General features: G+C 74.5%; 14 protein-coding genes. 10 read left to right on the forward strand and 4 right to left on the reverse strand.

The window, feature by feature from the left end:
- Positions 1–39 precede the first annotated feature (39 nt).
- Genes AAEM63_RS05905 through AAEM63_RS05920 form a run of 4 tightly spaced genes read left to right on the forward strand, consistent with a single transcriptional unit; the run spans position 40 to position 4,163 of the window.
- Positions 40–1,215 (forward strand): glycosyltransferase, encoded by a 1,176-nt coding sequence (locus AAEM63_RS05905; protein WP_341360699.1) that lies wholly within the window; start codon positions 40–42, stop codon positions 1,213–1,215.
- A gap of 17 nt (positions 1,216–1,232) precedes the next feature.
- A complete protein-coding gene (locus AAEM63_RS05910; RefSeq protein ID WP_341360700.1) occupies positions 1,233–3,143 on the forward strand; it encodes a CTP synthase in 1,911 nt (636 codons plus the stop codon).
- Complete coding sequence (locus AAEM63_RS05915; protein ID WP_341360701.1) at positions 3,140–3,769, forward strand: NUDIX hydrolase; 630 nt, start codon at positions 3,140–3,142, stop codon at positions 3,767–3,769. Before AAEM63_RS05910 ends, AAEM63_RS05915 begins: the two co-directional genes overlap by 4 nt.
- Before the next feature lie 49 nt (positions 3,770–3,818).
- A complete protein-coding gene (locus tag AAEM63_RS05920) occupies positions 3,819–4,163 on the forward strand; it encodes a NifB/NifX family molybdenum-iron cluster-binding protein (protein WP_341360702.1) in 345 nt (114 codons plus the stop codon).
- 17 nt (positions 4,164–4,180) lie between these two features.
- Here the strand turns inward: AAEM63_RS05920 and AAEM63_RS05925 are convergent, their stop codons facing one another.
- On the reverse strand, positions 4,181–5,188 hold the full coding sequence (locus AAEM63_RS05925) for a cyclic nucleotide-binding domain-containing protein (RefSeq protein ID WP_341360703.1): 1,008 nt from the start codon (positions 5,186–5,188) through the stop codon (positions 4,181–4,183).
- A 152-nt stretch (positions 5,189–5,340) separates the two neighbouring features.
- On the opposite strand from AAEM63_RS05925, the gene AAEM63_RS05930 reads away from it, so the two are divergent.
- A complete protein-coding gene (locus tag AAEM63_RS05930) occupies positions 5,341–5,808 on the forward strand; it encodes a hypothetical protein (RefSeq protein ID WP_341360704.1) in 468 nt (155 codons plus the stop codon).
- A gap of 44 nt (positions 5,809–5,852) precedes the next feature.
- Here AAEM63_RS05930 and AAEM63_RS05935 read toward each other — a convergent pair whose 3' ends face one another.
- Genes AAEM63_RS05935 through AAEM63_RS05945 form a run of 3 tightly spaced genes read right to left on the reverse strand, consistent with a single transcriptional unit; the run spans position 5,853 to position 8,573 of the window.
- The gene (locus AAEM63_RS05935; protein WP_341360705.1) at positions 5,853–6,830 is read right to left on the reverse strand and encodes a COX15/CtaA family protein; all 978 of its coding nucleotides are present in this window, start codon (positions 6,828–6,830) and stop codon (positions 5,853–5,855) included.
- A 25-nt stretch (positions 6,831–6,855) separates the two neighbouring features.
- Positions 6,856–7,617, reverse strand: coding sequence for an ABC transporter permease (locus AAEM63_RS05940; protein ID WP_341360706.1), 762 nt, complete (start codon positions 7,615–7,617; stop codon positions 6,856–6,858).
- Entirely contained in the window at positions 7,614–8,573 is a 960-nt protein-coding gene (locus AAEM63_RS05945) for an ABC transporter ATP-binding protein (RefSeq protein ID WP_341361319.1), read from the reverse strand. Before AAEM63_RS05945 ends, AAEM63_RS05940 begins: the two co-directional genes overlap by 4 nt.
- Positions 8,574–8,886: 313 nt before the next feature.
- On the opposite strand from AAEM63_RS05945, the gene AAEM63_RS05950 reads away from it, so the two are divergent.
- From AAEM63_RS05950 to sufC, 5 genes are read left to right on the forward strand one after another with little or no spacing between them, the layout of a single operon-like run.
- Entirely contained in the window at positions 8,887–9,657 is a 771-nt protein-coding gene (locus AAEM63_RS05950; protein WP_341360707.1) for a winged helix-turn-helix transcriptional regulator, read from the forward strand.
- Positions 9,657–11,102: a Fe-S cluster assembly protein SufB gene (gene sufB, locus AAEM63_RS05955; RefSeq protein WP_341360708.1), complete on the forward strand. Its 1,446-nt coding sequence runs from the start codon at positions 9,657–9,659 to the stop codon at positions 11,100–11,102. Before AAEM63_RS05950 ends, sufB begins: the two co-directional genes overlap by 1 nt.
- Complete coding sequence (gene sufD / locus AAEM63_RS05960) at positions 11,102–12,310, forward strand: Fe-S cluster assembly protein SufD (protein ID WP_341360709.1); 1,209 nt, start codon at positions 11,102–11,104, stop codon at positions 12,308–12,310. Before sufB ends, sufD begins: the two co-directional genes overlap by 1 nt.
- Positions 12,307–12,657, forward strand: coding sequence for a non-heme iron oxygenase ferredoxin subunit (locus tag AAEM63_RS05965; RefSeq protein WP_341360710.1), 351 nt, complete (start codon positions 12,307–12,309; stop codon positions 12,655–12,657). Before sufD ends, AAEM63_RS05965 begins: the two co-directional genes overlap by 4 nt.
- 27 nt (positions 12,658–12,684) lie before the next feature.
- The gene (gene sufC / locus AAEM63_RS05970) at positions 12,685–13,443 is read left to right on the forward strand and encodes a Fe-S cluster assembly ATPase SufC (protein WP_341360711.1); all 759 of its coding nucleotides are present in this window, start codon (positions 12,685–12,687) and stop codon (positions 13,441–13,443) included.
- Positions 13,444–13,457 lie beyond the last annotated feature (14 nt).

The raw sequence follows: 13,457 nt of genomic DNA on the forward strand, positions 1-13,457 counted from the left end.
GCTGGGATACTGGCGCGGACCGGACGCGAGGGGGAGGCCATGCGGGTGCTGCAGGTGACGGGCTCGAGCGCGGGCGGCGTGGCCCGTCACGCCCGGGAGATCAGCAGCCTCCTCGCCGCCGGCTCCCGGCCGCTGGGCACCCTGCCCGCCCCCGGCGAGCAGGAGGTCCGGGTGCTCCTCGCCGGGCCCGCGGACGTCCTCGCCCCGCTCGCCGACGACGGCACCCGGGGCGCGCGGGCCGTGCGCACCCGGGAGGTGGAGATCGCCGACCGCCCCCGCGCCCAGGACCTCGCCGCCGTCGCCGCCCTGCGGCGCCTCGCGGGGGACGCGGACGTCGTCCACGCCCACGGGCTGCGGGCCGGCGCGCTGACCGTCCTGGCCATGCGTGCCCTGAGCCCGCGTCCGCGCCTGGTCGTGACCGTCCACAACCTGCCCGTGGGCGGGCCGCGCGTCCGGGCCGTCGCGGCCGTGCTCGAACGCCTGGTCGCCCGCGGGGCGGACGTCGTCCTCGGCGTGAGCGGCGACCTCGTCCAGCGTATGCGCGACCGTGGCGCGCGGCAGGTGGAGCGGGCCCTCGTCCCCGCGCCGGCGCGGGTCGCCACCGGCGACGTCGACGCCGCCGAGCTGCGCTCCTCCCTGGGCCTCGCCGAGGGCGAGCGGCTGGTCCTCACCGTCGCCCGCCTCGCCCCGCAGAAGGGCCTGGACCTGCTCGTCGACGCCGCCGCACTCCTCGACGGCCGAGACGGCGGCCCCGCCGACGGCGGACGCGGCCGGCACGCCGCGGGCACCCACTCCTGGCGCTGGGTGGTCGTCGGCGACGGCCCGCTGCGCGCCCGGCTGACCGACCGGGTCCGCGACGCCGGTCTTCCGGTGGTGCTGGCCGGACGCCGCGAGGACGTCCCCGAGCTGCTCGCCGCCGCCGACGTCGTCGTCTCCACCGCCACCTGGGAGGGGCAGCCGATCGCCGTCCAGGAGGCGCTGCGGGCCGGCGCACCGGTGGTGGCCACCGACGTCGGCGGGACCCGGGAGGTCACCGGCGACGCGGCGGTGCTCGTCCCCGCGGGCGACGCCGCGGCGCTCGCCGCCGGCGTCGCGGAGGTGCTGGCCGACCCCACCCGGGCCCGTGCGCTGCGGGCCGCCGCCCGTTCGCGCGCGGCCACCCTGCCCGGGCCGGCGGAGGTCCGGGCGCAGCTCCTGCGCGTCTACACGTCCTGAGGCGGCCCGCTCCCGACGTGCGGCGCGAGCCGGGGGCCGGCGTCCCGGACGGCGGGCCGGCGATGGAGCGGGCAGCGCGGCGCGGCGCGCCGGTGACGCGCGGCACGCCGCCGGACCGGGTGCGTGGGGCCGTGGGGCTGCTAGTGTCGAAGTCCGTGGTGAACCATTCCGCCCGGCTCCCCGGGAACCAGTCCAGCACCCCCCGCCAGATCTTCGTCACGGGCGGGGTCGTCAGCTCGCTGGGCAAGGGGCTCACCGCCTCGAGCCTGGGCCAGCTCCTCCGCTCCCGCGGTCTGCGCGTGGTCATGCAGAAGCTCGACCCGTACATCAACGTCGATCCCGGCACGATGAACCCGTTCCAGCACGGGGAGGTCTTCGTCACCGACGACGGCACGGAGACCGACCTCGACATCGGCCACTACGAGCGCTTCCTCGACGTCGAGCTCTCCGGCAAGGCCAACGCGACGACGGGGCAGGTCTACTCCGCCGTCATCGCCAAGGAGCGGCGCGGGGAGTACCTCGGCGACACCGTCCAGGTCATCCCGCACATCACCGACGAGATCAAGGCGCGGATGCGCGCCCAGGCGGACCCGGTCGACGGCGAGGAGCCGCCGGACGTCATCATCACCGAGATCGGCGGCACGGTCGGCGACATCGAGTCCCTGCCCTTCCTCGAGGCGGCCCGTCAGGTCCGTCAGGAGCTCGGGCGGGACAACGTCTTCTTCCTCCACGTCTCGCTCGTGCCCTACATCGCCGCGAGCGGGGAGCTCAAGACCAAGCCCACCCAGCACTCGGTGGCCGAGCTGCGCTCGATCGGCATCCAGCCCGACGCCATCGTGTGCCGCTCCGACCGCGACCTGCCCGAGGGCGTCAAGGTCAAGATCGCCGCGATGTGCGACGTCGACCGCGAGGCGGTCGTCACCTGCCCCGACGCGTCGAGCATCTACGAGATCCCGGCGGTCCTGCACCGCGAGGGCATCGACGCCTACGTCGTGCGTCGGCTGGGCCTGAGCTTCCGCGACGTCGACTGGACCGAGTGGGACCGGCTCCTCGAGCGGGTCCGCCACCCCACCGAGACCGTCGAGGTCGCCCTCGTCGGGAAGTACATCGACCTGCCCGACGCCTACCTCTCCGTGACGGAGGCGCTGCGCGCCGGCGGCTTCCACCACCGCGCCCGCGTGCAGATCCGCTGGGTGGCCTCCGACCTCTGCGAGACCCCCGAGGGCGCCCGCCGGGCGCTCGAGGGCGTCGACGCCGTCCTCGTCCCCGGCGGGTTCGGCGTGCGGGGGATCGACGGCAAGGTCGGCGCGCTGCGCCACGCCCGCGAGCAGCAGATCCCCACCCTCGGCATCTGCCTGGGCCTGCAGTGCATGGTCATCGAGGCCGCCCGCAACCTCCTCGGCCTGGACCGGGCGAGCTCGACCGAGTTCGACCCCGCCACCCCCGACCCGGTGGTCGCCACGATGGAGGAGCAGCTCGCCATCGTCGGCGGCGAGGGCGACCTCGGCGGCACGATGCGCCTGGGCCGCTACGAGGCGGTCCTCGAGCCCGGCTCCCTGGCCGCCGAGGTCTACGGCTCGCAGCGCGTCACCGAGCGGCACCGCCACCGCTACGAGGTCAACAACACCTACCGCGACGCCCTCGACGGGGCCGGGCTGAAGATCTCGGGCCGCTCGCCCGACTCCTCCCTGGTGGAGTTCGTCGAGCTCGACCGGGACAAGCACCCGTACTACGTCGCCACCCAGGCGCACCCCGAGTTCAAGTCCCGGCCCACCCGCGCCCACCCGCTCTTCGCCGGGCTCGTCGGCGCGGCGCTCGAGCGTCAGCGTGCGGGCCGGCTCCTCGAGGTCGAGGCTCCCGAGGACGACGGCGCCACCCCCGCCCACGACGAGCCCGGGGTCCTCACCCCGGCCGGCGAGGAGCTGTGAGCGTCGAGGACGTCAAGGACACCGGGCGTGAGGTCCTGCGGCGCACCCGGCTCCACGACGGCCGTGTCTTCGACCTCGTCGGCGAGGAGGTCCGCCTCGACCCCGCGGACCCCGACGGCGTCCTGCGCGAGTTCGTCGACCACCCCGGCGCGGTGGCCGTCGTCGCCCTGCGCGGGGACGCCGGTGCCGAGGAGGTGCTGCTCGTCCACCAGTACCGGCACCCCGTACGGGCCCAGCTCTGGGAGATCCCCGCCGGGCTGCTCGACGTCGACGGCGAGGACCACCGCGAGGCGGCCGCACGTGAGCTGTACGAGGAGGCCGACCTGCGCGCCGAGCGGTGGGACGTGCTGGTCGACTACTTCACCTCGCCGGGCGGCTCGAGCGAGTCCCTGCGCATCTACCTCGCCCGCGACCTCACCGAGGTGCCCCACCACGAGCAGCACGAGCGGGAGGACGAGGAGCGCGACATGCCCAAGGCGTGGGTGCCGCTGGACGAGGCCGTCGCCGCCGTCCACGCGGGGCGCCTGCACAACCCGTCCGCGGTCGTGGGGATCCTCGCCGCGGAGAGCGCCCGCTCCCGCGGCTGGGCACCGCTGCGCGCGGTGACGGACCCCTGGATGCGTTGACCACCGACCGGGCCGCACCGCCGCGACCCGGCCAGACCGAGGAGGAACTGTGAGAGTCGCACTGCCCGTCACCGGTACCGGCCACCTCGACCCGCGGTGGGGTCGGGCCCACCTCATCGCCGTCGCCACCGTCGCCGGCGGTACGGTCACCGACTGGGCCGAGCACGAGGTCGCCTGGGACCACCTGCACGACGAGGGCGGCGAGGGCGCGCACCATGCGCGGGTGGCCCGGTTCCTCCGCGAGCAGCAGGTGGAGGCCGTCGTGGCGAACCACATGGGGCCGGGCATGACCCGCATGCTCACGACCATGGGCCTGCCGACGGTCCTGGGAGCCGAGGGGGACGCACGCATCGCCCTGGAGGCGGCGCTGGCGGAGCTCGGCGCCTCGGCCTGAGCGAGGGCCGGTCCGCCTCAGGACGGGGTGGCGGCTCCGTCCTCACGACGGTGCCCCGCGCTGAGCTCGACCAGGGCCTGCGAGCTCAGGCCGTCGGGTGGGCCGACCGCGACCCGGCACGCCGTCACCGCCCGCAGGGTGGACGTGCGGCGGCCACCCTCGAGCATCGCCCGCTCACCCAGCACAGCGCCGGGCCCCACGTCGGCGACGACCTGGTCGTCCACCTCGACCCGGACGACGCCGTCCAGGAGCAGGAAGACGGTGTCGCCGGGCTCGCCCTGGCGCACCAGCGTCTCGCCGGCCGCCACGTTCGCGAACCGGACCCGGCGACCCGGCCGCATGATCTGGGCCGAGAGCCGGCGCTCGAGGGCCGTCTCGACCTGGGTGGTGACCACGGGCAGGTCGGTGCCCCGCCAGGGCGAGCGCTCCTCGCTGGACGCCCAGTACCACGTCGCGAAGTCCATCGAACCGACCTTGGTGAAGAGGGCGCCCGAGTCGTCGTAGATCCAGTGCCTCGGCACCGGGCTGGCGCCCCGGACCTCGGACCGTGAGCTGCCGTCCGCACCGATGGTGAGGGAGAGGGTCGTCCAGATCAGGGGCGCGGAGACCCGGAGGAACGGCGGGTCGGGGGTGGTGCGGGGCGCCGGGAAGCCGGCGTGACCGCCGGCCGTCTGGACGAACGTCACCGCGCTGCCGTCGTGGGCCGGCTCCTGACGCAGGTCGGGGTACGGGATCGGGGCGAAGGTGAGCTCGTGGTCGAGGACGTGGACCGTGGAGCGGCTGATGAGACCACCGCCGGAGTACCCGACACCCGTGATCTCACCGTCGTTCACGTCGATCCAGGCACGGAGGTGGTTGGCGGCCCGCACCCGGTTGCCGGCGACGAGCGGCGCCGGGTCCTGGACGACGTCCGGCGGTGGCGCGTCGTAGTGGTTGAGCCCGGCGTCGAAGAACAGGCGGGGGGCGCCCGAGACCGCCTCCGAGGGCAACCACGACACCGACAGCACCGATCTCTCGATGCGCATGGGCACCTCCCGGCACGGGTAGCGGCCGTTCCAGTCTGCCCCGACGGCCGCGCACCTGTCACGAGTCCGGATCCACCACGCGCGGGCCGCCGCGCCCCTAGGCTCGTGCCCGGCGCGTCCCTCCCGAGTGACGCCCCGGTCGAGGAGGACCGATGAGAGCGTCACAGCGAACGGTCACGGTTTTCGCCGCCGCCGCGGGCGTGGTGCTCGCCGGCGGGCTGGCCTTCGCCGACGGTGCCCCGCCGCCGCCGCCGGACCGGCCACCGGCCGCCGCTGCGGACCACCCGACAGCGGCGACGTCTGCGATCGAGCTCCCGACCGGTGACCCCGACCCGCAGCGGCCCGACGCCCCGGGCGGGGGCCGCGCCGGGAACGGGGACCGGGGTGAGGACCGCCGGGCCGACGGCGGCAGGGCCGCTCCGGCGATCGCCAACGAGTACCTGCGCGAGAGCGCCACGCCCGAGCTCCTCGAGGCGTGCCGGGAGGCCAACGGCACCAACAAGAACCGCGCGAACTGGCGTGGGAAGCTCGTCTCAGCCGTCGCGCGCGAGCTCCGCGGCCGGACCTTCGGGCCGGACGAGGAGCACGTCGTCACGGACGACGTCGAGGACCGCTGCTGAGCCACGCCTGGGACCGCGTCACGCGCGCCTGGTGCGCTCGGCGCTCAGCGCACCGCGGCCGCCACCGGCTCGCGGGAGTACATCGCCGAGCACACCGCCGTCGTGGCCACGACCACCAGTGCCGCGCCGAGCATGTGCAGGCCCACCAGCACCTCGGGAAGCCCCGTGAAGTGCTGGACGTAGCCGATGACACCCTCCGCGGCGACGGCGGCGAGGAGCCACGTCCAGGCGCGGCGCGCCGGGCCCAGCTCGGGGCGGTCGCCCGCCCGGCGCAGCAGGACCCCGCCCGCGACGGCGACCCCGACGAACAGCCACACCGCCCCCGAGTGGAGCCGGGTGACGAGGTAGGGGTCCAGCGCGAGCCGCGACGGCTCGTCGGCGTCGCCCGAGTGCGGGCCCGCGCCGGTGACGACGGTGCCGAGGGTGACCACGGCGGCGGCGAGGACCGCCAGGGCCAGGGGCCACCACCGCAGCGACGGCGGGGCGAGGGCCACGACGGGCGCGTCGGCCGAGCGCAGCCGCACGAGGAGGTAGGTCGACAGCGCCACGAGGGCGAGCGAGATGAGCATGTGCGAGCCGACGACGGCCGGGTGCAGGTCCACCCACACGGTGATCCCGCCGACGACCGCCTGCAGGGCGATCCCGGCCAGCGGCCACCACGCGAGGCGGCGCACCGCGGGCCGCGAGGCGGTGGGCTCGCGGCGGTAGACCGCCCACAGCAGCGCCACGGCGATGACGGAGAGCACCCCGGTGAGCGTGCGGTTGCCGAACTCGATGTAGGGGTGGATCGACGTCGCCTCGTGGAAGACGGGGGTGAACGAGCCGGGCTCGCACAGGGGCCACTGCGAGCAGCCCAGGCCGGAGCCGGTCAGCCGGACCGCTCCGCCGGTGATGATGATCCCCACCTGGGCGAGGAGGTTGGCCACCGCCAGCCCCCACGTGAGGCGGTCCACCCGCGTGTCACGGGCGTCGCGCCCGGGCCGGGGGGCGGTGCGGCGGGTGGCGTCGGTCGCGGAGCTCACGGCACCAGGGTACGGCGGCACCGGGTCAGTCCCACCGGAACCACCGCGCCGCCAGCGCGCCCCCGACGACCGCCCAGACGGCGAGCACGGCGACCGCACCGAGGTTGAGCGTGCCGGCGGTGGCGAGCGTGCGCAGCCCCTCGCCGAGCGCCCCGGAGGGCAGCACGGCGACGACGGCCGGCAGCGGCCCGGGCAGCGCGCCGAGCGGGGTGAGCAGGCCCCCGCCGGCCGCCATGAGCACCCACAGGAGGTTGGCGACGGCGAGCACCGCCTCGGGCCGCAGCGTCCCGCCGACGAGCATCGCCAGCGCCACGAACGCGGCCGCCCCGAGCGTGAGCAGCAGCGCCGTCCCGGCGACGGCACCGGGGTCGAGGCCCGGGCGCCAGCCCAGCACGACCGCCGTGAGCGCGAGCACGAGGACCTGGACCGCCAGGACGGCCAGCACCGCGCCGAGCTTGCCCGCGAGCAGCCCGCGCGGACCGAGCGGGGTGGTGGCCAGCATCCGCATGACGCCCCACCGCCGGTCGAAGGCCACCGCGATCGCCTGCGAGGTGAACGCCGTGGAGGCGACGGCCAGGGCGAGCGCGCCGGCCAGCGCCGCCGGGTGCCGGGTCTCGCCCGGCAGGGCCACGACCTCGGTGCCCACGAGCAGGACGAGGGCGATGACCGGCATGACGAAGGTGAGCAGGAGCTGCTCGCCGTTGCGCAGCACGGCCGCGGTCTCGAACCGCAGCTGGGCGAGGGCCCGGCGCGCGGAGACCCGCACGGGCACGGTCGGGGCGCTCATCGCTCCTCCTCCCGCAGCCGGCGACCGGTCAGGTCGAGGAAGGTGTCCTCGAGGGTCCGGCGGTGCACCGTGACCCCGGCTGCGCCGAGGCCCGCCGCGACCAGCGCCGCCGTGACGGCGGAGAGGGTGCCCGCGTCCAGCGGCCCCGCGACGGCCACCCGGACCTGGCCCCCGGCCACGGTCACCCCCGCCCCCGGCAGGGCCCCGAGCGCGCGTTGCACGTCCTCGACCGCCGTGCCCGGGGGCGGCGTCACCACCACCTGGGAGCCGCCGGTGAGCTCGGCCGGGGTGCCCTCGGCGATGACGCGCCCGTCGTCGATGACGACGACGTGGTCGGCCAGCTCCTCGGCCTCGGTCATGAGGTGGGTGGTCAGGACGATCGAGGTGCCGCCGGCGCGCAGCTCGCGCAGCAGGTCCCACACGGCCAGTCGCGACTGGGGGTCCAGACCGGCGGACGGCTCGTCGAGGAAGACCAGCTCGGCCCGTCCCACCACGGCGACGGCGAGGGCGAGGCGCTGGCGCTGACCGCCGGACAGGCGCCGCACGGGGGTCCGGGTGACGTCGGTCAGGCCGAGCCGGGCGAGCAGGGCGGCGGTGTCGACCGGGTCGGCGTGGAGGGCCGCCACGTGGGCGAGAACCGCCCCGGCGCGCGGGGCCATCGGCAGGCCGCCGTCCTGGAGCATGACGCCCACCCGTTCGCGCAGCTGGGCGCCCGCGCCGGGGGCGCTGCGGTCGAGCCCGAGGACCTCCACGGTCCCGCCGTCGGGCCGGCGCAGACCCTCGCAGCACTCCACCGTGGTGGTCTTGCCCGCGCCGTTGGGGCCCAGCACGGCGGTGATGTGCCCGGCGGCCGCCGTGAGGTCGAGGCCGCGCACGACCTCACGCGGGCCGTACGTCTTGCGCAGGCCACGCACCCGCAGCGCGGCGGCGGGCGGGGCGGGGGAGCCCGCGCCCACCGGTGGGGCGCTCGTGCTCGATGACAGGCCCGCCGGTGGGACGCCCGGGCGCGACGACGGGGCGCCCGTGCCCGCCGGGGCGGGCGCGGGCGTGTCCGGGGCGGGCCGGAGGACGTCGCCGGCGGCGGGGTCGAGGGCGGGCACGGGCCCAGAGTAGGCGGGGGCCGGGCCGGTGACGGACCGCACGGCCAGGTGAGGGTCGCCTTGCTTGCCTCGATCCATTTAAGGCACGACAATGTTTCCTATTGGGGTGTCGTCCGTGAACGCGCCGCACGTCGAAGCACCACACGCCGTCGAGGGGAGGTCTGCGCCCATGAGCGTCCCGGAGTCACGTCCCGTCGCGCCGCACGACGGCGAGGCCTCGACCCGCGAGCGGGTGCTCGAGCTCGTCGTCGAGCAGGGTCCCGTCAGCGCCGCCACGCTCGCCCGCGTGCTGCACCTGACGCCCGCGGCGGTCCGCCGCCACATCACCCACCTCGAGGACCACGGACAGGTGGTCGTGCACGACCCCACCGGCCTCGGCGCCCGCGGCCGGGGGCGGCCCGCGCGCCACTACGTGGCCACCGACGCCGGGCGAGCGGTCCTGTCCGACGCGTACTCCGACCTCGCCACCCACGCCCTGGGGTTCCTCCGCCAGGTGGCCGGGGCCGACGCCGTCGAGGCGTTCGCCGCCTCGCGGGTGGGAGAGCTCGAGAAGCGCTACGCCTCGATCCTGGAGGCCGCCGGCCCGGCCCCCGCCGAGCGGGTCCACGCCCTGGCCGACGCCCTGACCTCGGACGGCTACGCCGCCACCACCCGCTCCGCCGGCACCGCGGGGCTGGCCCTGCAGCTGTGCCAGGGCCACTGCCCGGTGCAGGACGTCGCCGAGGAGTTCCCCCAGCTGTGCGAGGCCGAGACCCAGGCCTTCTCGCGCCTGCTGGGCGTGCACGTCCAGCGCCTGGCCACCCTCGCGGGCGGCGGCCACGTCTGCACCACCCACGTCCCTCTGACCGCCGTCCGGCCGCGCACCACCCGGGTGAGCGGCGCGCAGGAGGCAGCCCGGACCACCACGCCGCCGACCGGCGACGTCACGGAAGGAAACTGATGACCAGTCCCACCCAGCAGGAGGTCACGGCCGCGCCGATGACCCAGGACGAGACGATCGCCTCCATCGGCAACTACAAGTTCGGCTGGCACGACGCCGACGAGGCCGGCATGAACGCGCGTCGCGGCGTCGACGCCGACGTCGTGCGGAACATCTCCGCCCTGAAGGACGAGCCGGAGTGGATGACCAAGCGCCGGCTCAAGGCGCTGAGCCTCTTCGACAAGAAGCCCATGCCCAGCTGGGGCGCCGACCTCTCCGGCATCGACTTCGACAACATCAAGTACTTCGTGCGGTCCACGGAGAAGCAGGCCACCAGCTGGGAGGACCTGCCCGAGGACATCAAGAACACCTACGACCGGCTCGGCATCCCCGAGGCGGAGAAGCAGCGCCTCGTCGCCGGCGTCGCCGCGCAGTACGAGTCCGAGGTGGTCTACCACCAGATCCGTGAGGACCTCGAGGCCAAGGGCGTGCTCTTCCTCGACACCGACACCGGGCTGCGCGAGCACCCCGAGATCTTCGAGGAGTACTTCGGCTCGGTCATCCCCGCCGGTGACAACAAGTTCGCCTCGCTCAACACCGCGGTGTGGTCCGGCGGCTCGTTCGTCTACGTCCCCAAGGGCGTGCACGTCGAGATCCCGCTGCAGGCCTACTTCCGGATCAACACCGAGAACATGGGCCAGTTCGAGCGGACGCTCATCATCGCCGACGAGGGCTCCTACGTGCACTACGTCGAGGGCTGCACCGCGCCGATCTACGACTCGGACTCCCTGCACTCCGCGGTGGTGGAGATCGTCGTCAAGAAGGACGCCCGGGTGCGGTACACGACCATCCAGAACTGGTCGACCAACGTGTACAACCTCGTCACCAAGCGGGCCACGGTCGAGGCCGGCGGCACCATGGAGTGGATCGACGGGAACATCGGCTCCAAGGTCACCATGAAGTACCCGGCCGTCTACCTCATGGGTGAGCACGCCCGCGGGGAGACGCTGTCCATCGCCTTCGCCGGCGAGGGCCAGCACCAGGACACCGGCTCCAAGATGGTTCACCTCGCGCCGAACACGTCGTCCTCGATCGTGTCGAAGTCGGTGGCCCGCAGCGGCGGCCGCGCGTCCTACCGCGGCCTCGTCCAGGTCCTCGAGGGCGCCACGCACAGCAAGTCCAACGTCCTGTGCGACGCCCTGCTCGTGGACCAGATCTCCCGCTCGGACACCTACCCCTACGTCGACGTGCGTGTCGACGACGTCGAGATGGGCCACGAGGCCACCGTCTCGAAGGTGAGCGAGGACCAGCTGTTCTACCTCATGTCCCGGGGCATGCCCGAGTCCGAGGCCATGGCGATGATCGTGCGCGGGTTCGTCGAGCCGATCGCCCGCGAGCTCCCCATGGAGTACGCCCTCGAGCTCAACCGCCTCATCGAGCTGCAGATGGAAGGGGCCGTCGGCTGATGACCGCGACCACCGAGAACCTGACCACCGACCACTCCCGGGCCGTCGCCGACGGCGCGCACAGCCACGGCCGCGGCGGCACCCCCGAGGCCTCCCGCGCGGACCGGAAGAGCTCGTTCGCGCTCGCCGACTTCGTCGTGCCCACCGGGCGCGAGGAGGACTGGCGCTTCAGCCCGGTCGACCGTCTCCAGCGGCTCTTCGCCGGCGACCTCAGCGGCGCCGGGCCCGTGGTCACCGCGGAGAAGGACGACGCCGTGACCCTCGAGCGGGTCGGGCGTGACGACCCCCGCCTGGGCGTGACCGGCGCCCCGGGCGACCGGGTGGCGGCCGCCGCCTGGGAGTCCTTCGGCGAGGCCACCGTCGTCACCGTCCCGCGCGGGTACACCGGCGGGCGGCACACCTACCTCGCGGTCAACGGCGACAGCGCCGACCCGGCCGCCGAGCACCTGCTCGTCGTCGCCGAGGAGCTCTCCGAGTCCCTCGTGGTCCTGGACCACGCCGGCACCGCCGAGCTCGCCCAGACCGTCGAGGTCGACGTCCGCGACGGCGCCCACCTCACCCTGGTCTCCATCCAGGACTGGGCCGAGGGCGCCGTGCACCTGGCCGCGCACCGGATCCGCATGGGCCGCGACGCGCACCTGCGGCACATCATCGTCACCCTCGGCGGCGACGTCGTCCGGGTCACCACCGACGCGGCGTTCACCGCGCCCGGGGCCGACGTGGAGCTCCTCGGCCTGTACTTCACCGACGCCGGCCAGCACCAGGAGCACCGGCTCTTCGTCGACCACGCGGTCCCGAGCTGCAAGTCCCGCGCCACCTACAAGGGCGCCCTGCAGGGCGACGCCGCGCACTCGGTGTGGGTGGGCGACGTCCTCATCCGCAAGGAGGCCGAGGGCACCGACACCTACGAGCTCAACCGCAACCTCGTCCTGACCGAGGGTGCGCGGGCGGACTCGGTGCCGAACCTGGAGATCGAGACCGGCGAGATCGAGGGGGCCGGGCACGCCAGCGCCACGGGCCGCTTCGACGACGAGCAGCTGTTCTACCTGCGCTCGCGCGGCATCCCCGAGGCCGACGCCCGCCGCCTCGTCGTGCGCGGCTTCTTCGCCGAGCTCATCAACCAGATCGGCGTCCCGCTCGTCCAGGAGCGACTCATGGAGGCCATCGAGGCCGAGCTCGACAAGACCATGGAGGCCGCCGCCCGATGAGCGCCCAGCACGCCTGCGACACCGGCGACCTCGAGCCCGGAGAGGCCATGCGCCTCGACCTCGAGGACACCGACGGCAGGAGCCTCCCCGTCGCGCTCGTGCGCGACGAGGACGGCGACTTCCACGCCATCTCCGACATCTGCTCCCACGGGCAGGTGAGCCTCTCGGACGGCGAGGTCGAGGGCTGCGCGATCGAGTGCTGGCTGCACGGGTCGACCTTCGACCTGCGCACCGGCCGACCCCTGAGCCTGCCGGCCACCCAGCCGGTGCCCGTCTACCCCGTGACCCTGGACGGTCCGCGTGTGCTGGTCGACGTCGACGCCCCCGTCGACGTCCCCGCCCGCTGACCGCCACGAAGAGAAGAGAAGAGACGCATGTCCACCCTTGAGATCAAGAACCTCCACGTCAGCGTCGAGACCAACGACGGCCCCAAGCCGATCCTGCGCGGCGTCGACCTGACCATCTCCTCCGGCGAGATCCACGCCATCATGGGCCCCAACGGCTCCGGCAAGTCCACCCTGGCGTACTCCATCGCCGGGCACCCGAAGTACACCGTCACCGACGGCGAGGTCCTCCTCGACGGGGAGAACGTCCTGGAGATGAGCGTCGACGAGCGCGCCCGCGCCGGCATGTTCCTCGCCATGCAGTACCCCGTCGAGGTCCCCGGCGTGACCGTCTCGAACTTCCTGCGCACCGCCCGGACCGCCATCTCCGGCGAGGCCCCGGCGCTGCGCAAGTGGGTCGGCGACGTCAAGGACGCCATGACCAAGCTCCGCATGGACCCCGAGTTCGCCCAGCGCGACGTCAACCACGGCTTCTCCGGCGGTGAGAAGAAGCGTCACGAGATCCTCCAGATGGAGCTCCTCGCGCCCAAGTTCGCCATCCTCGACGAGACCGACTCCGGCCTGGACGTCGACGCCCTGCGCGTGGTCTCCGAGGGCGTCAACCGGGTGCACGCCGCCACCGGGCTGGGCGTCATGCTCATCACCCACTACACGCGCATCCTCAACTACATCAAGCCCGACTTCGTCCACGTCTTCGTCGACGGCCGCATCGCCGAGCAGGGTGGCCCCGAGCTCGCCGAGCGGCTCGAGGCCGAGGGCTACGACCGCTTCCTCACCCCCGCCGTCTGAAGGGTCTGACCACG

This window comes from Georgenia sp. M64, from assembly GCF_038049925.1.
Classification (GTDB): domain Bacteria; phylum Actinomycetota; class Actinomycetes; order Actinomycetales; family Actinomycetaceae; genus Georgenia.

Excerpts from the sequence above, each read along its gene's own strand:
- AAEM63_RS05905 (WP_341360699.1), top strand. The coding sequence starts at position 40 with ATGCGGGTGCTGCAGGTGACGGGCTCGAGCGCGGGCGGCGTGGCCCGT.
- AAEM63_RS05925 (WP_341360703.1), bottom strand. The coding sequence starts at position 5,188 with ATGCGCATCGAGAGATCGGTGCTGTCGGTGTCGTGGTTGCCCTCGGAG.
- AAEM63_RS05930 (WP_341360704.1), top strand. The coding sequence starts at position 5,341 with ATGAGAGCGTCACAGCGAACGGTCACGGTTTTCGCCGCCGCCGCGGGC.
- AAEM63_RS05940 (WP_341360706.1), bottom strand. The coding sequence starts at position 7,617 with ATGAGCGCCCCGACCGTGCCCGTGCGGGTCTCCGCGCGCCGGGCCCTC.
- AAEM63_RS05950 (WP_341360707.1), top strand. The coding sequence starts at position 8,887 with ATGAGCGTCCCGGAGTCACGTCCCGTCGCGCCGCACGACGGCGAGGCC.
- sufB (WP_341360708.1), top strand. The coding sequence starts at position 9,657 with ATGACCAGTCCCACCCAGCAGGAGGTCACGGCCGCGCCGATGACCCAG.
- sufD (WP_341360709.1), top strand. The coding sequence starts at position 11,102 with ATGACCGCGACCACCGAGAACCTGACCACCGACCACTCCCGGGCCGTC.
- AAEM63_RS05965 (WP_341360710.1), top strand. The coding sequence starts at position 12,307 with ATGAGCGCCCAGCACGCCTGCGACACCGGCGACCTCGAGCCCGGAGAG.
- sufC (WP_341360711.1), top strand. The coding sequence starts at position 12,685 with ATGTCCACCCTTGAGATCAAGAACCTCCACGTCAGCGTCGAGACCAAC.